The sequence below is a fragment of the Streptomyces sp. NPDC050535 genome, assembly GCF_044457665.1.
Classification (GTDB): Bacteria; Actinomycetota; Actinomycetes; order Streptomycetales; family Streptomycetaceae; genus Streptomyces.
The window spans coordinates 492,725-511,847 of the sequence record NZ_JBITHE010000002.1; the positions used below are offsets into that span (position 1 = coordinate 492,725).

20 protein-coding genes are annotated in these 19,123 nt (G+C 71.8%); 13 read left to right on the top strand and 7 right to left on the bottom strand.

The window, feature by feature from the left end; all coding sequences use genetic code 11:
- Nucleotides 1–149: 149 nt before the first annotated feature.
- Nucleotides 150–902, bottom strand: a complete 753-nt coding sequence (locus ACIBLC_RS07145; RefSeq protein WP_399209723.1) for a VWA domain-containing protein — start codon at nt 900–902, stop codon at nt 150–152.
- A 56-nt stretch (nt 903–958) separates the two neighbouring features.
- Between ACIBLC_RS07145 and ACIBLC_RS07150 the strand changes: the two genes are divergently transcribed.
- The 9 genes from ACIBLC_RS07150 to ACIBLC_RS07190 all read left to right on the top strand — a co-directional run bounded on the left by ACIBLC_RS07150 (nt 959) and on the right by ACIBLC_RS07190 (nt 8,323).
- Nucleotides 959–1,471: a hypothetical protein gene (locus ACIBLC_RS07150; protein WP_399209724.1), complete on the top strand. Its 513-nt coding sequence runs from the start codon at nt 959–961 to the stop codon at nt 1,469–1,471.
- 89 nt (nt 1,472–1,560) lie between these two features.
- On the top strand, nt 1,561–2,577 hold the full coding sequence (locus ACIBLC_RS07155) for a hypothetical protein (protein ID WP_399209725.1): 1,017 nt from the start codon (nt 1,561–1,563) through the stop codon (nt 2,575–2,577).
- A 118-nt stretch (nt 2,578–2,695) separates the two neighbouring features.
- Nucleotides 2,696–3,529, top strand: coding sequence for a hypothetical protein (locus tag ACIBLC_RS07160; RefSeq protein ID WP_399209726.1), 834 nt, complete (start codon nt 2,696–2,698; stop codon nt 3,527–3,529).
- Nucleotides 3,516–5,894: a hypothetical protein gene (locus tag ACIBLC_RS07165; RefSeq protein ID WP_399209727.1), complete on the top strand. Its 2,379-nt coding sequence runs from the start codon at nt 3,516–3,518 to the stop codon at nt 5,892–5,894. The genes ACIBLC_RS07160 and ACIBLC_RS07165 overlap by 14 nt, the downstream gene beginning before the upstream one ends.
- Complete coding sequence (locus ACIBLC_RS07170; RefSeq protein WP_399209728.1) at nt 5,887–6,162, top strand: hypothetical protein; 276 nt, start codon at nt 5,887–5,889, stop codon at nt 6,160–6,162. The genes ACIBLC_RS07165 and ACIBLC_RS07170 overlap by 8 nt, the downstream gene beginning before the upstream one ends.
- On the top strand, nt 6,159–6,815 hold the full coding sequence (locus ACIBLC_RS07175; protein WP_399209729.1) for a hypothetical protein: 657 nt from the start codon (nt 6,159–6,161) through the stop codon (nt 6,813–6,815). The genes ACIBLC_RS07170 and ACIBLC_RS07175 overlap by 4 nt, the downstream gene beginning before the upstream one ends.
- Before the next feature lie 145 nt (nt 6,816–6,960).
- Nucleotides 6,961–7,812 (top strand): peptidoglycan-binding protein, encoded by an 852-nt coding sequence (locus ACIBLC_RS07180; protein ID WP_399209730.1) that lies wholly within the window; start codon nt 6,961–6,963, stop codon nt 7,810–7,812.
- Nucleotides 7,813–7,848: 36 nt separating this feature from the next.
- On the top strand, nt 7,849–8,076 hold the full coding sequence (locus ACIBLC_RS07185) for a hypothetical protein (protein ID WP_399209732.1): 228 nt from the start codon (nt 7,849–7,851) through the stop codon (nt 8,074–8,076).
- Nucleotides 8,063–8,323, top strand: coding sequence for a hypothetical protein (locus ACIBLC_RS07190; RefSeq protein WP_399209733.1), 261 nt, complete (start codon nt 8,063–8,065; stop codon nt 8,321–8,323). The genes ACIBLC_RS07185 and ACIBLC_RS07190 overlap by 14 nt, the downstream gene beginning before the upstream one ends.
- 107 nt (nt 8,324–8,430) lie before the next feature.
- Here the strand turns inward: ACIBLC_RS07190 and ACIBLC_RS07195 are convergent, their stop codons facing one another.
- Nucleotides 8,431–9,924, bottom strand: coding sequence for a cellulose binding domain-containing protein (locus ACIBLC_RS07195; protein ID WP_399209734.1), 1,494 nt, complete (start codon nt 9,922–9,924; stop codon nt 8,431–8,433).
- A gap of 224 nt (nt 9,925–10,148) precedes the next feature.
- Between ACIBLC_RS07195 and ACIBLC_RS07200 the strand changes: the two genes are divergently transcribed.
- Nucleotides 10,149–10,865, top strand: coding sequence for a TetR/AcrR family transcriptional regulator (locus tag ACIBLC_RS07200; protein WP_399209736.1), 717 nt, complete (start codon nt 10,149–10,151; stop codon nt 10,863–10,865).
- Nucleotides 10,862–12,016 (top strand): FAD-dependent oxidoreductase, encoded by a 1,155-nt coding sequence (locus ACIBLC_RS07205; RefSeq protein WP_399209737.1) that lies wholly within the window; start codon nt 10,862–10,864, stop codon nt 12,014–12,016. The genes ACIBLC_RS07200 and ACIBLC_RS07205 overlap by 4 nt, the downstream gene beginning before the upstream one ends.
- 40 nt (nt 12,017–12,056) lie before the next feature.
- Here the strand turns inward: ACIBLC_RS07205 and ACIBLC_RS07210 are convergent, their stop codons facing one another.
- Nucleotides 12,057–13,433 carry a sensor histidine kinase gene (locus tag ACIBLC_RS07210; protein ID WP_399209738.1) on the bottom strand — a complete coding sequence of 459 codons (1,377 nt, stop codon included), beginning with the start codon at nt 13,431–13,433 and terminating at the stop codon, nt 12,057–12,059.
- Nucleotides 13,434–13,458: 25 nt separating this feature from the next.
- On the bottom strand, nt 13,459–14,148 hold the full coding sequence (locus ACIBLC_RS07215; protein WP_399209739.1) for a response regulator transcription factor: 690 nt from the start codon (nt 14,146–14,148) through the stop codon (nt 13,459–13,461).
- Nucleotides 14,149–14,357: 209 nt separating this feature from the next.
- On the opposite strand from ACIBLC_RS07215, the gene ACIBLC_RS07220 reads away from it, so the two are divergent.
- Complete coding sequence (locus tag ACIBLC_RS07220) at nt 14,358–14,891, top strand: hypothetical protein (protein ID WP_399209740.1); 534 nt, start codon at nt 14,358–14,360, stop codon at nt 14,889–14,891.
- Between the two features lie 62 nt (nt 14,892–14,953).
- Here ACIBLC_RS07220 and ACIBLC_RS07225 read toward each other — a convergent pair whose 3' ends face one another.
- Together ACIBLC_RS07225 and ACIBLC_RS07230 are read right to left on the bottom strand one after the other, a co-directional pair.
- Entirely contained in the window at nt 14,954–15,880 is a 927-nt protein-coding gene (locus tag ACIBLC_RS07225) for a spermidine synthase (RefSeq protein WP_399209741.1), read from the bottom strand.
- A gap of 84 nt (nt 15,881–15,964) precedes the next feature.
- Complete coding sequence (locus ACIBLC_RS07230) at nt 15,965–16,417, bottom strand: hypothetical protein (protein WP_399209742.1); 453 nt, start codon at nt 16,415–16,417, stop codon at nt 15,965–15,967.
- A 286-nt stretch (nt 16,418–16,703) separates the two neighbouring features.
- Between ACIBLC_RS07230 and ACIBLC_RS07235 the strand changes: the two genes are divergently transcribed.
- Nucleotides 16,704–18,212 (top strand): hypothetical protein, encoded by a 1,509-nt coding sequence (locus ACIBLC_RS07235; RefSeq protein WP_399209743.1) that lies wholly within the window; start codon nt 16,704–16,706, stop codon nt 18,210–18,212.
- A gap of 35 nt (nt 18,213–18,247) precedes the next feature.
- Here ACIBLC_RS07235 and ACIBLC_RS07240 read toward each other — a convergent pair whose 3' ends face one another.
- Entirely contained in the window at nt 18,248–18,844 is a 597-nt protein-coding gene (locus ACIBLC_RS07240) for a histidine phosphatase family protein (protein WP_399209744.1), read from the bottom strand.
- Nucleotides 18,845–19,123: the final 279 nt, after the last annotated feature.

The window sequence follows — 19,123 nt, forward strand, 5'->3', positions numbered from 1 at the left end:
GTCGAGCAGGGCCCGGCGGCCGTGCCGCCGGGCCGATCCGGCCCCGTCACCCTCCTTCCGCGCCGTTCGGGCTTTCCGCACCGTCGAGGCCGGCCGGCCCCTCTCACCAGGGCAACCCGGGCTTCGGCTGGACACCCCGCGACACCCAGTCAGGGGCGAACCCGGGCAAGGGACTTCCGCCAGCGGGCGAAGGGCTTCAGCACAGCGCGGTGGAAGAGGTACTCAGGGGTCTCCGCCATCGACTCCCATCCCCGGTAGAGACTCACGTTCTGGATGTGCGGCGCCCTGGAACGCAGCGCGTCGAGGTCGTCCAGCACGGATGAGCCCGCGCCGGTGTCACCGAGGAACTGCCAGAACACACGGCGCCCGGAGGCGGCGTCCAGTTGATCGGCCAGGGCCGGCCCCTCCGAGTGAAGTCCCCAGAAGAAGAACAGGACCAGGACCGGAACACCGTCCTCGGGGAGGCCCGCCGCGATCCCTTCGACCGCCGCAGCCGCGTCCTCGGTGCCGAAGAGGCCGTAGCGGTCCGACTCCCGGGCCAGGAGGTTGGCCGGCACCGCGTCCTGGGTGAGCAGGGCCTCGGGCGGCAGCACCCCCCAGTCCGCGATCCACCGCGCGGCATCCGGCAGCCGAAGCACCGGCAGACGGTGCGCCCGCGACGTATAGATCCAGCTGTCCACATCCGACGTGGGGGACAGGAAATCGCCCAGTACGGCCGCTCTGCGCACCACGTCGGCGACTGTTCCCGCCTCGAACGGATAGCGATGCGCCCCCGGGAGGGCCAGCACCACTCTGGTCGAATTCCGTGGCACACCGCTGCGACGGGCCGCTACGGACGCGGCGGTTCGCCCTTTATGGGCATTCAATTCGCCTTCCGACGGATGCGCGTTCTCAACAGTCACACCCCGGAGAGTATGACGCAGTCGCGCGACAGCGCAATAAGCCGATAGGAGTTCACATGGGATTCGACGTCGACAAGGACCTCTACTTCGTACGCAAGGAAACGGAGGGAATCAAAAAGAGCCTGACCGGCTTCAGTCACTCGATGACCGGAGTCAAGGTGGATGTCGAAGGCCTCAAGTTCGCCGTTTCCCTGGTGGCGGCAACCGCCCAGTTCCTCAAAGTCGACTACAGCCTCTGGAAGATCGACGAGAAGGGCGTCACCTTCCGCGGCGTCCAGAAGGTCACCTGGAAGAACGTCAAGGACGCCGAGGACGAGAAGTCGAAGGAAAAGGAGAAGAAACTCGACGACCGCCTCAAAGGGATGTTCCTCGAGAAGTCGAAGAACGAGGAAATCAAGAACGCACGGGAGACCGCCGACAAAGCAAGCCGTGAGATACGCGAACTGAGGACCACCCTGCGCAGCGCCGGCGAGGGAGCGGCCCTCAAATCCGGCGGCAGAGTGCAGAAGGAGCTCGGCAAGGTCAGGACTTCGGTCCAGAGCCTGAGCCAGGCACTCGCAGGGATCTGATCGCGCGGCTGTTCGCGCAGCTTTCCGTGCAGCTGATGCCGCATCCGATGCCGCATCCGATCGCACACACCGACTGAATTGAGGCAGCAATGAATCTGAAGCAAGCCGTCGCGGGAGTGGACGCCAGGCTCGGCGCGCTCGGCAGTGCGCTCGGCCGAGCCGGCACGGCCATGAGCAGGGCCGGGGGCGGCGCCGACTCCGCGTCCCGTTCCCTCGGCAAGCTCAACACCACGACCGGCGGCAGTGTCAGCGCGCTGGGCAGAATTCGTACCAGCCTGCTCAGCGCCGACACGGCCCTCTCCAAGTCGAGAACCGGCTCCGACAAGCTCAAATCCTCCCTCGACAAGCTCAAGTCCGCCGCCAAGGGCGCCCACGGCGAGCTGCTGACCGTCAAGAAGCAGGCGGACGCCGTGGAGAAGTCCGTGGGCAGGGCCGGGAAGAACGCCGATGCCGGCGGGAAGTCCATGGGGAGCCTCGGCAAGGGGCTCAAGGGAGCCTCGCTCGCGCAGAAGGGGCTCAACCTCGCGATGGCGGCGAGTCCGTTCGGGCTGATCATGACGCTGCTCGCGCCGCTCATCGCCCAGTTCATCAACATGGACAAGGTCACCGCGGTGCTCCGGAAGGTGGTGCTCAGCGCCTTCAAGAGCATGAGCTCCGCGACGTCCAGCGCGGTGAAAATGATCGTTCCGCTGCTCAAGGGCCTCGGCAACGGCATGCTCGCGCCGTGGATCGGGCTCACGTCGGCGCTCAACGCGCTGTTCGGCGTGCTGGCCGGCATCAGGATCAAGGTGCCCGACTGGGTGCCCATGTTCGGCGGGAAGTCGTTCTCCTTCCCGTCCCTGCACGTTCCGGTCCCGCGCCTCGCGGCCGGCGGTGTCGTCCAGGCCCGCTCCGGCGGCACCCTCGCCCTCCTCGGCGAGGCCGGTGAGCACGAGGCCGTCATCCCGCTGTCCAAGCTGGACCGGATGATCGGCTCCGGCGGCGGGCTGCGTACCCTCACCGCCGCCGTGGAGAAACTCGCCGACCGGCCCGTCGTCGTACAGGTCGATTCGCAGGAGATCGCCCGCGCCGTGTTCCTGGGACAACGGCAGCTCGCCCGGCGGTAGTTGACCCAGCCCCAGCACCGCGGCCCAACACCGCGCCCCGCTCCGCCCAGCCCTTCGCCGACGGTCCGCACCGTCGGTCTTTTCGTGCCCGCAACCGCCGCCCACCCCAGGAGTCCTCATGGGAAACCTATGGATCGGCCCGCCCGGCTCCATGACCGAGATCGACCAGGCCGCCAAGTCCTTCGACCGCACCGCCGACCTCGGCGTCAGCGAGTTCAAGTCGCTCGGCGGCCGGGTCACCGTCACCCGCAACCTCGCCCCCGTCCGCCGCCTCAAACTCGCCTGGGACCTGCTCCCGCCGGCCCAGGCCCGCGCCCTGGACCGCATCGCCCGCCGCGTCGACGGCTCCGGGCCGGTGTTCGTCGTCGACCCCGCCGCCGGGAACGTCCTGAGCCCCGGCCAGGCCGCCGGACTGGGCGTCGCCGGGGCCACCGGCATCACCGGCCTCACCCAGTGGTTCAGGACGACGACCGGCGCCGTCGCCGAGAACGCCACGGCACCCGGCACCTTCCTCTTCACCGCGACCGACACCACCAGCACCGTCGCCTGGCGCTGCGTCGGCACCGGAGGCAACTTCCCGGTCTCCCCGGGCCTCCAGGTGTCCTTCCGCGCCCCGGCCGCGATCGCCGCGCTCGGCACGGCCGGTGTGGGCGTCGACTTCAAGAAGTCCGACGGCACGTACATCAGCTCCCTCACCGCCACCGGCGCACTGGTCTCCGGCACCGCCCCCGCGACCGCCGCGTACGCCACCCCCACCGCCAAGCCGGGCACCGCCGGCAGCTACTCCCTCGCCGACGCCTGCCTCACCTACGGCGGTACGGCGACGAGCGGCGTCCCCGGCGACGGGCTCCCTCCGATGTCCGTGACCAACTACAGCGACTCCCCCGGCCGTCCGCTGCCGTACCGCAGCATCGGTCTCGACCTCGTGGAGGTGTCCGGTGCAACAGGCTGACGACACCACCGGGACCGCGCTCGCGGCCGGCGAGCGGACCACCGCGCACAGCACCCGGCTCGGCGGCAGGGACGTCTCCGCGCAGGTGCAGTCGTGGCAGGTGGAGCGCTCGTACGCGACCGATCTGCCCGCCGCCATGCGGGCGTTCTCCGGTTCGTCCGCCGCGCAGTTGCAGGTCCAGCTGTCCGGTACGGGCGGAGTGTGGGCGCCCACCATGTACGCCCCCTGGGCCGACCGCGTCACGGGGGACCTCGCCCGGCCCGGGCAGTCCGTGGTCCACCGGGGCGGAGTGGGAACGACCACCCTGCCGGCTTTCCGAGGGACCGTCAGATCCCGTTCCGCGCAAGCCGGTTCGGACTCCGTGCAGATCATCGCGCTGGACGGCGCGGAGCGGCTGCGCGGCCCGGCGCTGCTTCCCAAGCCGTACGCCGGATTCCGCCTCGGACGTCCCGTCGCCACCGCCACCTGGTGCGTGGACGAACTGCTGCGCCAGGCCGGTGTGCACAGCGCCCCGCCGCCCCGCTACCCGGAGTTCGTCGAGGGCGGCCAGCCGCTGACCCTCGTACACGCGAGTCTGCACGGCGGCTTCGCCACACCGTACGGGCAGCCGGAGACCCTCCCCGCCGCCGATCAGTACACCTGGACCAGGGAGGGTGCCCCGCACGAGATGGCGCTGCTGCCCGCCACCACCGGCGTCACCGCGAGCTGGTTCCCGCGCTCCAGGGTCACCGTGCCCGGGAGCCGGCTCCTCCTTGAGGCGTGGGTGAACAGCGCCACCGGTGCGGGCGACACCGTCCGCATGGACCTGGTGCTCGACCGCACCGGCGGGACGAGCGGAACCCTGCGGCTGTACGTGAACTTCGCGACCGGCCGCGTCCAGGTCGGCTCCGGCACCACCGCGACCACCGACGAGGCCTTCCTCAATCTCAACTGGGACAGCTGGGGTGCCGTACAGGCGCTCAAGGGCGTGTGGCACATCGGTGTCTTCATCGACACCGTGAGCACCGGCACCACCGTCTATCCGACCGTGACGCCCCGGCTGACCGGGCCGGACGGGACGGTGCTCCTCGGGGCGACGACCACGATCACCCATGAGTACGGCATCCAGCCGGCGGCGGAACTGAGCGAGCTCAAGCTCGTCACCGACCTGGCCGTGGAAGGGGTCCAGCTCACCAGCGGACTGACCGCCATGCCCTCGGCACCGGTCTTCGACCGCACCGGCGCCTGGACCAAGGCCGCCCGGCTCGACGACGCGATCCTGCCGCTGTACGCGGTGCCGCGGGTCTCCGGGTCGCAGTGGGAGGTCATCGGGCAGATCGCCAAGGCCGCAATGTCGACCGCCGAGTTCGACGAGCGCGGCATCTTCCGCTGGCGCAACTACACCCGCTTCAGCAGTACTCCCACGGATGCGGACGTGGACCTCTCCCTCACCTCGGTGCGGGACATCGCCTCGCTCACCCTGACCGAGGAGATCGACGCCTGCCGCAACTACGTCGTCCAGCCCGCGAGGGTCTTCGAGGACTTCGGGGTCGACGCGGGCACCACGTACACCGACACCGTGGTGCGGACCGTCCCGGCGAACGGCACGCTGACGGTGTCGTACGTCATGGCCGAGGAGGAGTTCGACATCGGGCCGCCGGGCACCGACGACGACTCGGTCGTCACCGCGGGCACCCAGGTCCGCTTCGCCACCACCAGGGCGGGCACCACCGCGGTCAAGGGCGCGGTCGACGTCCTGACCCGTCGTGAGGACGGCTATCTGGTGGTGCGGTTCACCAACCGCACCGCGCAGGTCCTCTACACGGCGAAGAAGGACGGCACCCCGTCCGTCTACCTGATGACGCTGAAGCCGAAGGCGGATCCGGTGGAACGGCCGGCGACCGCGTACGTCCCGGGAACCGCGAGCGAGCGGTACTACGGGCGCCAGGAGCACACCTGCGAGACCACCGACTGGATCCAGGACCTGGCCTCCGCCAAGTCGATCGCCGGCGCGCTGTACAACGCCGGGCTGTACCCGGTGCCGGTCATCGGCGACGTGGAGGTGCTGTACGACCCGCGCATCCAGCTCGGGGACGTGGTGCGGCTGACCGACACCTCGGGCACCCGGCTGAACACCCTGGCCTGGGTGGTCGGCATCAGCACGGCGTCCAACGCCGAGGGCGGCATGCGGCAGACGCTGACCCTGCGGGGCACCCAGCCCAACAGCACACCGGCCGACAGCGGGCTGAGCCCCGACGCGGCGGCGGACCCGGCCACCGTGACCCTGTCCTCGTACGCCGCGGTCGCCACGGCCTTCCCCACCCTGTCCGCGCTCACCGCCTCCGGGTTCACCTGGGGCGAGATCAAGGAGTCGGCGTATGTCTGAGACCACCGCAGAGACGACCATCGACACGGGCACGGAGCCGGTGGCGGTCACCCTCGACGACGAGCAGCTCGCCCAGCTCGCCGCCGCCGTCACCACCGGGCTCGCCGAGTACCTCGTACCGGAGCCGGCCACCGCCGTGCCCGCCGAGGTCACGGTGGTGGTGCCGGAACCGGCGGAGGAGGAGCCGGCCGAGCCGGACGGCGACCCGGAGGAGACCACCGAACCCTCCGGCACCAGCATCGAGGTTTCCGGAACGGAGTCCGCGTGACCGCGTACACCCCGCTCAACGGCCTGCCCTATCCGCGGCCCGCCGACACCGCCGACCTCCCCCTGCATCTGCAGTCGCTGGCCGAGGCGGTCGACGGCCGGACCGTGCTGCGCTACGGCACCGCCGCCCTGCGGGACGCGGCGATCACCACGCCGGTGGCCGGGATGGTCGTCTGGCTCACCAGTCCGGGTCAACTGACCCACTACACCGGCACGTTGTGGGCGCCGGTCGCGCCGGTCCCGGTGTTCCTCCACAACAACGACGCCGGCACGACGACCGCGACCGCGGCCTCGGAGACCCTGACCGACGCGCTCGGCGACCCGCTGGTCGCCGCGTTCGTCGCCCCGCCGACCGGCAGGGCGATCGTGACGGTGGGGGCGTCGATGAACAACTCCTCGGCAACGGCCTGCTACATGGGCGCGACCGTCAAAAGGGTCTCGGACGGCTCGGTGTTCCTGGCGTCCTCCGTCGACCGGGCCGGCACGGTCCACAACACCAACCGGGTGTCCGCCTCCAGCCAGTTCCTGGTCACCGGCCTGGCGCCGGGCACCGCCTACTCGGCGGTCCCGACGTACTGGTCGGCCGTCAACGCGTCCGTCACCAACACGGCGGGCTACGACAACCGGTTCGTCCGGGTCGATCCCATCCTCTGACCCGACCTGACCGCCCGGCCTGACCACCTGGCCAGATCACCCGACCTGGCCACCCGGCCGAACTCCCCTTCCCGAAAGCCCCGGTGCGCCGCGAACCGCGCCGCACCGGGGCTTTCGCGTTCCCGATCTCCTGAAAGGAACTCCCATGTCAACTCCCCTGTCCGCGGCGGCCTTTGCCGCCGCGCTGCGGGCCGAGAGCGTCACCGTCGAGGAACACGGCTCCTGGTCCACGCACAACCGCGACGGCGTCGGTTCCTGGGGACCCGCCCAGGGCGTGATGCTGCACCACACCGCCGGCTCCAACAGCGTCGAACTCTGCCGCGTGGGCCGCTCCGACCTGCCCGGGCCGCTGTGCGTCGCCGTCATCGCCAAGGACGGCACGGTCCACCTGGTCGGTTACGGCCGTACGAACCACGCGGGCCGCGGCGGCCAGGCCGTCTACAACGCCGTACGCGAAAGCACCGCGCTGCCCGCGAGGCCCGGCACCGACGCCGTCGACGGCAACACCCACTTCTACGGCTTCGAGATCGAGAACCTCGGCAACGGCCGGGACCCCTATCCGGAGGCGCAGTTGAAGGCCGCGGAGAAGGTCGCCGCGGCGGTCTGCCGGGCGCACGGCTGGGACGCCGGCCGTGTCATCGGTCACAAGGAGTGGACGACCCGCAAGATCGACCCGACGTTCTCGATGGCGGCGATGCGCACCCGGATCGCCAAGCGGCTGAGCACCACGACCGGCCCCGCCACCGTCGCGTACGAACCCTTCCCCGGCCCGGCCTACTTCACGTCCGGGCGTCGCAGTGCCGTGATCACCGCGATGGGCAGGCGGCTGGTCGCGGTCGGCTGCGGGAAGTACGAGGTCGGGCCGGGCCCCTCCTGGACGGCGGTGGACCAGCGGTCGTACGCCGCCTGGCAGCGAAAGCTCGGCTACAGCGGCTCCGACGCCGACGGCGTTCCCGGGCGGGCCAGTTGGGACAGGCTCCGTGTCCCGCGCCCCTGAAACGGCGCCCGCCCACACACGTCTTTGGAGGCTGTGATGACCGAACCGAACCGCAGGGCCCTGCGCACCACCGTCCAGGTCCTCTTCGCGATGGCGGCCGCGCTTCCCCTGCTGGCCGGCTCCCCCGGCCTCGCCGACATACCGGCGGCGGCCACGGTGGTGGCCGCCGCCGGCGTTCTCAGCCGGCTGATGACCGTGCCGGCCGTCGAGCGGCTGCTGCCGGGCTGGCTGAGGCAGCGGGAGGGCGCGGATGGTGAACAGTGACGAACGTGCCGTGGTCGCCCTCGAACTGGAGCGGCTGAGAAGGGCGGTCGACGTCGGCTTCGCCACCACCCGTGGGGATCTGGCGCTGCTGCTGCAACGCGCCGACCAGACGGACAAGACGCTCGGCGAGCACGAGGAACGGATCGACGCGCTGGAACGGACCCGGTGGCCCCTGCCGTCGCTGGCCGCGATGACCTCCGTCATCGCGCTGGTGGTCACGGTGTGGTCGACGGGCGGCGGGAGGTGAGGGGAACGCCGAGCGCCCCGGCCGAGGGTGGGGACGCCCGGCCGGGGCGTTCAACCCCCTTGCGGGGGCGCTTGTAACGGCGTGTCGCCGTAACCGCGGTGCGTGGACTAGTTGTTGGCCGCGAAGGCCTTCGAGAAGGCGTTCGCGTCCTGGACGATCGAGCTGCACGTCGCGTCGGCGTAGTTCTTCGCGCCGCCCGCGCACTGCTTGTCGCGAGTCGCGGACCACATGGAGAGCCAGCCGATGCCCTTGGACTTGGCGAAGGCGACCAGCTGGGTGGCGTCCTCGACCTTGAAGATCTCCGTCGTGACGTCGTTGACGCCGATCATCGGGGTGATCGCGACCGTCTTCCAGGCCGCGCTGTCGGAGAGCCCGAGGACGCTCTTGACCTGGGCCTGTGTCGCGGTCGCCGCCTGCTCGGCGTAGGTGCCCATGTCACCGCTGTACGCGGGACCGTAGTCCATCGCCATGATGTTGACGGTGTCGATGGAGACGCCGTTCGCCTTGGCGTTGGCCAGCAGGTTCACGCCGTCCTGGGTGAGTCCCTCGGGCATCACCGGCAGCGTGAACGACACGTCCAGCGAGGGGTGTTGCTGCTGGAGCCGCGCGATGGCCTGCGCGCGGGTCGTGTTGGCCGCGGTGTTCGGCAGTGCGCCGCCCTCCACGTCGAAGTCGACCTTCGTGAGGTCGTACGCGTCCACGACCTTGCCGTACGCCGTCGCCAGCGCGTCGGCCGAGGAGCAGGCGGTGGCCAGCTCCGAGCCGGAGGCGCCGCCGAACGAGACGCGGACGTCGCCGCCCTTCGCCCGCAGGGCACCGATCTGCGCGGCGACCGCGTCGCTCGCCAGGTCCGTCACACCGCCCCACTTGGGTGTGCAGCCGCCGCCGTCCGTGATGAAGGCGAGGTTGTACTCCTTCACACCGGTGGCCGTGGCACTGGCGAGCAGGTCGAAGGCGGGGTAGAGGGAGGTGTCGACGTAGGGCGCGAAACCGGCGCTGTCGGCGGTGCCGCTGCCGGTGGTCCCGGAGGGAGTGGGGGTCGGCGTCGCGGTCTGGGTGGCGGTGGCGGTCGGATCGGTCGTCACGGTCGAGGCCGGGGTGGGGGTCGAGGCCGGCGGCGCGGTCGCGGTCGCCGTTTCCGTCGGGCGGCCGGTCGGTTCCGGTGTCGCGCCGTCGTCCACCGAACACTTGACGCCGTCGATGAGACAGCCCGTCGGATTCGCGGAGCCCTTCACGACGAACCCGACGGTGACGGACTCGCCTGCCGCCAGGCCGTCCTTGTCCCAGGACGGCGGTCTCACGGTGACGTGCTGCCCGCTCACGGCGGATTCGGCGTTCCACAGCGAACTGAGCCCGGCGCCGGACGGCAGGTCGAACTCGAGAGTCCAGTCGCCCTTGGCCTGGCCGGTGTCGTTGGTGATGACGTACTGCGCGGTGTAGCCGGTCGACCAGTCGCTGGTCTTGGTGTACGCCGCTCCGACGCCGGCCGCCAGCGCGGTCCCGGAGAACAGGAAGGCGCCGCCACCGGCCACGGCCGCGGCGACCACACCGCCTATCACCTTGTTCCTGCCACTGACCTTGCGCCGGTGGGGACTACTCATCGCGTGTGCCTGCCTTCGCCGTTCACGGGGGGGTGCGGCAGACGCTAGCGATCCGGAATCGGGCAAACCGCTTCATCCGGACGCGGGTTGGGGATCTTAGGGTGCGCTTAAGGAAGACATCGGGAGCGGTTAAAGGTCGAGACCAGTTGGGCGGAAGCGGAGGCTGGACGAACATGTTCGTCCAGAACTTGTTCGCAACGAACATGTTCGTTACTCTGGATGACATGGAAGCCCGACCCGACACCCCGAGCGGCCCCGGCCGCAGCCGCCGCGAGCGCCCCGCCAAACCGGCCCTGACCCGGGAGGGCATCGTCACCACCGCGGTCGGGATCATGCGCGCCGAGGGGCTGCAGAAGGTCACCATGCGCCGCCTGGCACAGGAGCTGGACACCGGCCCGGCCTCGCTGTACGTGTACGTCCGCAACACCGCCGAGCTGCACGCGGCCGTCCTGGACGAGCTCCTCGGGACCGTCGAGTCGCCCCCGGCCGGGGGCGACTGGCGGGAGCGGCTGGAGAGGGTCCTCACCTCGTACACCGCGGTGCTGTTCGAGCACCCGGGTCTCGCCCAGTCCGCCCTGCTGGCCCGCCCCAGCGGGAAGCACTACCTGGACCTCGTCGAGGTGTTGCTGGCCCTGCTGGACGAGGGCGGCGTTCCACCGGGCCAGGCGGCCTGGGGTGTGGATCTGCTGCTCCAGTACGCCGCCGCGACGGCCGCCGAGCACGCCGTCCAGGAGCGGGCCTCCGAGGCCCGGGACGACTGGGACGCCCTCACCCGCGCCCTGCACGGCACCTCCGGCGACACGCACCCGCACATCGCCGCGCTCGCGGACCGGCTGCTGTCGGGCGAGCCGGAGGCCCGACTGTCCTGGGGCTTCCGGATGCTGGTCAACGGCATCCTGCACACGCCCGTCCCCACCTCGACCGAGGGAGCACGACCATGACCACCACGCCCACGCACCACCCGGTCGCCGTCGTCGGCGCCGGGCTCGGCGGCCTCACGCTCGCCCGCGTCCTGCACGTCCACGGCATCGAGGCCGCCCTCTTCGACCTGGACGCCTCCCCGGTCGCCCGCGCGCAGGGCGGCATGCTCGACATCCACGAGGAATCCGGTCAGGCCGCCCTGCGCGCCGCCGGCCTCCACGAGGAATTCCGTGCCCTCGTCCACCCCGGCGGCGAGGCGATGCGCATCCTCGACCGGCACGCCGTCGTCCACCTGGCCGAGGAGGACGAGGGCGACGGCGGCCGCCCCGAGATCGAGCGCGGCGAGCTGCGGGACCTCCTGCTGAACTCGCTGCCCGAGGGCACGGTCCGCTGGGGCACGAAGGTCACCGGCGCGCGCCCGCTCGGCGACGGCCGCCACGAGGTGACGCTCGCCGACGGCTCCACCTTCACCACCGACCTGCTGATCGGCGCCGACGGAGCCTGGTCCCGGATCCGCCCGCTCGTCTCCGACGCCGCCCCCGCCTACTCCGGTCTGTCCTTCGTCGAGGCCGGCCTGCTCGACGCCGACACCCGCCACCCCGACAGCGCCGTCGTCGTCGGCGGCGGCATGTTCTTCGCCCTCGGCGCGGGCAGGGGCTTCCTCGCCCACCGCGAGACCGACGGCGGCCTGCACGTCTACACCGCTCTCAAGGTCCCCGAGCGGTGGATCGACGGCATCGACTTCACCGACACGGAATTGGCCAAGGCGGCCGTCCTCGAGCACTTCGCCGACTGGGACAAGAGCCTGCGCGCGCTCGTCGCCGACGCCGACGGCGCGCTGGTCCCCCGCCGGATCCACACCCTGCCCGTCGGCCACCGCTGGGACCGCGTTCCCGGCGTCACCCTGCTCGGCGACGCCGCCCATCTGATGTCGCCGTTCGCCGGCGAGGGCGCCAACCTCGCCATGCTCGACGGAGCCGAACTCGGCACCGCCCTCGCCGCCCACCCGGGCGATACCGAGGCCGCCCTCGCCGCCTACGAGCGGGCGCTGTTCCCCCGCAGCGAGACCTCCGCGGCCGAATCCGCCGAGAACCTGTTCCTCTGCTTCCGCGAAGACTCCCCCCAGGGCCTGCTCGACCTCTTCGCCGGCTTCCGCGCCCAGCTGGACTGACCCCGACCGTGACCCGCGTGGTCGTCGGCCCGGTCGGGCGTCAGCCCACACCCACACCGCGCCGGCGACGCCGTACGGACCCGCGGTGCCCCCGCCGGACCGGCGCGCGCCCGTCCAGCTGGATCCAGATCCGCACTTCCGTCCCGCCGAGCACGGACGACCCTATGCGGACATCCCCGCCCGTCGACTCGGCGAGCCGTCGCACGATGTCCAGGCCGAGCCCCGTCGAGCCGTCGCTCCCGGAACCTCGCCCGCGTGCCATCGCCGCCTCCGGGTCCATGATCCCGGGACCCGCGTCCGACACCAGCACGATCACGGCGTCCTCGCCGTTGTGCACGTCGACCGCGAACGCGGTGCCTTCCGGGGTGTGCCGGAAGACGTTGCCGAGCAGCGCGTCGAGGGCGGCCACCAGATCGGCGCGGGCGACCGGTATCCGTACCGGCCGGTCCACGCCCGCGACGCGCACCTTGCGGCCCTCGTCCTCCGCGAGCGCCGACCAGAAGCCCATCCGCTCCCGCACGACCTCGGACGCGTCGCACCCGGTGACGGCGCCTATCGCCACCGTCTGCGGCTTGGCCTCCCGGGCCGTCCGGATGATCGTGTCGACCTCGCGCTCCAACTGCGCCACGGCCGCCCGGGTCTGCTCGGCGGCCGGTCCGTCGCCGAGCGAGGCCGTGTTGAGCCGCAGCACGGTCAGCGGCGTCCGCAGCCGGTGCGACAGGTCGGCGGCCAACTCTCTTTCGTTCGCGAGCAGTTGTACGACCTGATCGGCCATCGAGTTGAACGCGACCGCCGCGAGGCGCAGCTCGGTCGGCCCCTCCTCGGGCACCCGCGCCCCCAGCTTGCCCTCCCCCAACTCGTGCGCGCCCTCGACCAGTCGCTGCGCGGGCCGCACCATCCGGACGCCCAGCCGGTCGGCCACCGCGACCGAGCCGACGATGAGCGCGACGCCGACCGCGGCGAGTACCGCCCAGGCCGTGTCGATGCCGTTGCTGACCTCGGCCTCGGGGACGTACACCTCGACGACGGCGATCTCGCCGGAGCTCAGCGCGACGGGCTGGAGCAGGGTGGAGCCGCCGGGGACCTCCGTGGTGGAGGCGCGGCCCAGCTTCCGCGTCGTGGTGATGTCCTCGCCGAGGGCGCGCTGCCTGCCTATCTCGACCGCGGCCGAGCCGTCGGCGGCCGGTATGTGCACGGCCATGCCCTGGTCGGAGCCCGCGGCGGCGACGACCCGCTCCAGCTGGGCCCGGTCGGTGGTGATGGAGAGCGCGGGCGCGATCGCGGCGGCCTCCCGCTCGGCGTTGGAGAACGCCCGGTCCCGGGCCATCTCCTTGATGACAAGCCCGAGCGGCACCGCGAAGGCCACCACGACCATCGTGGTCACCGCCACGCACACCTTGACCAGCGCCCACCTCATGACACCCACCCCCCGGCCGCCCGCGTCACAGCGGTGGCTCCAGCTTCACGCCGACACCCCGCAGGGTGTGCAGATAGCGCGGCCGGGCCGCCGTCTCGCCCAACTTGCGCCGCAGCCAGGACAGATGGACGTCGATCGTCTGATCGTCTCCGTAGGCCTGCTGCCACACCTCGGCCAGCAGCTCCTTGCGCGCCACGACGACACCGGGGCGCCCGGCCAGGAAGGCGAGCAGGTCGAACTCACGCCGGGTGAGATCCAGTCGTACACCGTCCAGCTCGGCCTGGCGGCGCAGCGGGTCGACGGCGAGGCCGCCGACCCGGATGACCGACGACGGAGGCGCGCCCCCCGGGGACACCCGGGCGCGGCGCAGGACGGCCGCCATCCTCGCGGACAGGTGCTCGACCGAGAACGGCTTGGTCAGATAGTCGTCCGCGCCGTCGTTCAACAGCCGGACGATCTCCGTCTCGTCGTCCCGCGCGGTGGCGATGATCACCGGGACGTCGGTGATTCCGCGCAGCATCTTGAGTGCCTCGGACCCGTCCAGATCGGGCAGACCGAGGTCGAGGATCACGACGTCGAAGCGGAAATGGGCGACCTCGCGCAGCGCCTCGAGGGCGGTGCCGACGCTGCGCACGGTGTGCGCGGCCTCGGTCAGATGCCGGATGAGGGCTGAGCGTACGAACTGGTCGTCCTCGACCACGAGCACACTTGCCATGGGCAGGACCGTACGCCATCCGGGCGAGCCGCTCCGGTGCCTGTGGACAACTCGGGGCGACTGAGCACGAGTCGGTTGCGGACAACCCCGCTGGAGCTCCGGCGGGGTGCGGGCCGGGGACCGGCGGGACGCGGACCGGGGCCCGCCGATGTGCGAAGTCCGTGACACCCGTGGGACGGGTGAGGCGGTCGTGAGGCAGTATGGCCGCGATGCGCAGAGGACTCGTACACGTACTCGCTTGGTCGCTCGCCACGGGCGCGGCGGTCACGCTGTCGTGGTGGGGTGTCCACAGTGTGATGACGGGGACGGCGTACGACCCGCCGCGCGCCCTGCCCATCAAGGCGGCTGACGCGACGACACAGGAGTCGAAGCCGCTCGCCTCCTCCACGGAGCGGGCCAAGCCGTCGAACTCCCCGTCGAATACCCCGTCGAGCAGGGCGCCGCGGAGCCCCTCACCGAGCCCAACCCCCTCGAAGACGACCGCCGTCAGCCCCTCGCCGTCCCCGTCCGCCACCTCCACCGCCCAGATCAAGAGCTACGACACCGAGGGCGGCCGGGCGGTCTTCGCGCTCGGCAGGACGTCCGCGACGCTCGTCTCGGCGACCCCAAGCTCCGGCTGGTCGATGCAGGTGTGGAAGACGGAGACGTGGATCCGGGTGGAGTTCGCCTCGGGCGCGGACCGGGTGTCGGTGTTCTGCACCTGGCACGACAGCGCGCCGCGCGTGCAGGTCGGGACGTACTGACCGTCGCAGAGAGACGTACTGACTGCCGTAGAGGGACGTACTGAGCTTCGTAGAGGGACGGTTCAGCGGAAGACCGATGGCGGCGGCGCCGGTGACGCCACCGCCACCGCGTCCGTGACCGGTATCGCTCCGCCGGTGAAGTCGGCGAGTTCCCTGCCGTGTTCGACCCGTCCGGGGTGCGGGTCGGAGGCCGCCCGGCGGGTCAGTTCGGCCAGCGGCAGCGGCCGGCCGGAGCCGACGAGGACGGCGTTGCCGAAGCGTTTGCCGCGCAGCACCGTCGGGTCGGCGATCAGCGCGAGTTCGGGGAAGACGGCCGCCGCGGTGGCGATCTGGCCGCGCAGATGCGCGAGCGGCGGCCCGTCGGCGAGGTTGGCGGCGTACATGCCGTCCGGTCCGACGGCCCTGCGGACGTCGGTGAGGAATTCGACGGAGGTGAGGTGGGCCGGCGTACGTGCTCCGCTGAACACGTCGGCGATCACCAGGTCCGCCCAGCCGTCCGGTACCTTCGCGAGCCCTTCGCGGGCGTCGACGGAGCGCACCCGGATGCGGGCGCCGGGGTCCAACGGCAGTTCGCGGCGGACCAGCTGGACGAGGGCCGCGTCGCGTTCGACGACCTGCTGGGTGGAGCGGGGGCGGGTCGCGGCGGTGTAGCGGGCGAGGGTGAGGGCGCCGCCGCCGAGGTGTACGGCGTGCACGGGCTTGCCGGGCGGCGCGACGAGGTCGATGACGTGGCCGAGGCGGCGCTGGTACTCGAAGTTCAGGTATCCGGGGTTGTCCAGGTCGACGTGCGACTGCGGGGCGCCGTCGATCAGCAGGGTCCAGGCGCGTGCCCGGTCCCGGTCGGGCATCAGCTCGGCGAGCCCGCCGTCGACCGCCTCGACCACGGCCTCGGCGGCCTGTCCGCGCCGCGCTGCGCGCCCCTGCGCCGCGTCACGCCCATCGCGCCCGTCACGCCCGTCGTCGGACCGCTTGTTCCTCGCCCTCGCCATCCCGCCATTATCGGGCCGTACGAGCGGGTCGGCTCAGCGGGCGGAGACTCAGCGCCGGGGAACGCCGGGAGCCCGTCCCGGGGCTCAGCGGCAGTTGTCCGCCGCCTCGATGAGCCGCGCGGCCTCGCCGAGGGCCGCCCGCAGCACCGCCGGGTCGGTCGCGAGGTCCGCCTCGCCGGGCGGCAGGAGCCAGTCCGAGCCCTCGACGGGGGGCTCGGGGGCCAGTCTGAGGCCGCGGCCGTTGGTGTGCGTACAGGTGCTGCCCGGCACGTCCCACGCGTCCGCGGTGCCGGGGGGCACCAGGAAGCCGAGGGTGTCGCAGCCGTCGTCGTGGATCACGGGTCCGACCGCGTCGCCGCAGCCACGACGCAGGATGTCGACCGCCTCCAGGCCCTGCCGCGCGGGCACCGTCACCAGGTCGCAGTCGGCGACCGGCTCCGGTGCGGCGCTGCACTCCGGCGACGGACGGTGCTGCGCGGTCGACAGCGACGTGCGGAACTCGGCGGCCTGCCTGGTATCCATCCCGGCTTCCAACACGGAACCCCTCCTCCTGACGAGTGGGTCGGGAGTTCGGGTGGCTCCCGGTACACCGGGTTCAACGCGTCAGAACGTCAACGGCTACGGCGTAACGCCGCCGCAAAGGATGGCAGTTCATGGCGGATCGTGCATGAGATATCCGGTTTGTAGCCAAACCCAGCGTGCGGGCACCGTCACAGCAGGTACGTTCTTGCCCCGCCGGACGCATTGGCACCCATAGGGCACAACCCGGGTAACTCACCCTGTATCCGGCACGGTTCGACGGTTCGCAAGAGAGGGCCCGACCATGGCGTCGTCAACGGTGACCTCGTCCCAGCCCCCCAGGCCATCGCGGCCGAACCTGGCCTTCCGGCGGCTGCGCGCGCGGCGCTCGCCCGGCGAGTTCGCCGCGGCGGTGCGGCGGGCCGCGCGTGAGATCGGCGAGCGGGTCAGCTGCGACGCACGCTATATCGGGCGGGTCGAGGCGGGTGAGATCCGTTGTCCCAACTACGCGTACGAGCGGGTGTTCCTGCACATGTTCCCCGGCCGCACGCTCACCGACCTGGGCTTCGCGCCCCGCTCGTCGGTACGTGGGCGCGGGGCGCGCGACACGGACGAGGCGCCCCCCGCACAGTCCGCGAGCCCTTCGCGCGCTCCACATGAACCGGAAGGGGCGTACGAAACGTATGAAGTCCAGAACCACCCGCTCCGCAGGCATGACTCGCACGATCCGTGCCACTCGTACGACCGGCACGATCCGTACGGGAACCACGAACAGAACAACGAGGAGAGCGACGTGCAGCGTCGCGCATTCATGACGGGAGGCACCGCCACCGTGGCGGCAGCCTCACTGGTGCCCCTCGGGGTCGCGCTCGGCTTCCCCGCCGCGGCCGCCGACCGGCGTGTCCACCGGGCGGGAACGTCCGAGGCCGGCGCCCTCGAAGAGGCCGTACGCAAGATCCGGCTGCTCGACGACAGGCACGGGGCCGACGGTCTCTACCGGCGGGCCGCGGCGCCGCTGCGCACCGCGTTCGAGCTGCTCGACGCGGGCACCACCCGGCAGGCGACCGCCGACCGGCTGTACGCGGGGGCGGGCGAACTGGCCCTGTCGGTGGGGTGGCTGGCGCACGACTCCGGACGCTTCGACGACGCGCGCTCGCACTACGCGGAGGCCCTCGCGACCTCCCGGATGTCCGGCGACCCGGCCCTGGAGGCGCACGCCTTCTGCAACACGGCGTTCCTCGCGCGCGACGCGGGCCGCCCGCGCGAGGCCGTCCGCGCGGCACAGGCCGCCCAGCGCGCCGCGCGGCCCCTGGGCTCCCCGCGCCTGCTCTCGCTGCTCGCGCTGCGTGAGGCGGGCGGCTGGGCGGGGCTCGCCGACCGGGCGGGCTGCGAGCAGGCGCTGGCGCGCGCGCAGGCCCTCTTCGAGCGGGGCCCCTCGGACACTGATCCCGAGTGGATGAGCTTCTACGGAGAGGCCGAACTGGAGGGTCTGGAGGCGCAGTGCTGGTCGACGCTGGGCGACTGGCCCCGGGCGGCCCGCCACGCACGCAGGGCCGCGGCCCTCCAGGACCCGCACTTCACCCGCAACCTGGCCCTCTACACCGCCGAACTCGCCGACGACCTCGCGCGCGGCGGCCACCCCGACGAGGCCGCCGTCGCCGGAATGCGCGTCCTGGACCTTCTGAACGAGGTCCAGTCCTCCCGCATCCAGAACATGCTGGCCGGAACGGCACGGGTGCTGCTGCCGCACCGCAGGGCGTCGGGCGTCTCGGCGTTCCTGGACCGGCACGCGTCGCTGCCGCGCACCGCGTGAGGACGGCCGCCGATGTCGAGCGGAGGGCTCGGCGCTTACGCGGGCAGGTGTCCGCAGTCGTTCCAGGCCTCGATGGCGGGCTCGCCGTAGGCCCAGCCGAGCACCGAAAGCGAGGTCGGACCGAGCCGGACGCGGGCCGCGAAGTCGATCGGGAGGCCCAGCCAGCGGGCGCCTATGGAGCGCAGGATGTGGCCGTGGGCGAAGATCAGCACGTCGCGGTCGGCGGCGCGGGCCCAGGCGACGGCCTCGTCCGCGCGCGCGGAGACCTGTTCCGGGGTCTCGCCCCCGGGGACGCCGTCCCGCCAGATGAACCAGCCCGGCCTGACCGCCTGGATCTCGGCCGGGGTCATGCCCTCGTACGTGCCGTAGTCCCACTCCATGAGGGTGTCCCAGGCGGTCGCGCGGTCCCCGAACCCGGCGAGTTCGCATGTCTCACGCGCGCGTGCCAGCGGACTGGTGCGGACCTCCAGGCCGTCAAGGCCGTCGAAGGGCGCCCGGTGCAGCCGCTCGCCGAGGAGCTTGGCGCCGCGCCTGCCCTCCTCCAGGAGCGGGACGTCGGTCCTGCCGGTGTGCTTGCCGGACAGCGACCATTCCGTCTGTCCGTGCCGGGCCAGCAGGATGCGCGGTGCCATGGAGAGATGCCTTTCCGACAGGTGTGGGGAATGGGTCATTCAGGTGTGCGGAGCGGGTCGTCCCGGGGTGCGGGAATCCGTCGTCCCATCATCGCTCACACCCGTCGTGGGCAACCCGGCGGGCGATCTCTGCGTCTTTGACGACCGAGGGCGCCCGTTCAGGGAGTTCACATACACCGTAAAATCGAATGTGGCCACGGATCGTCGTGTGCAGACTGTGCAGGCCCGCCCGTCGGCGGACCGCGCGGGCTGCCAGGTCATCGCGAGCAGACGGGCCGC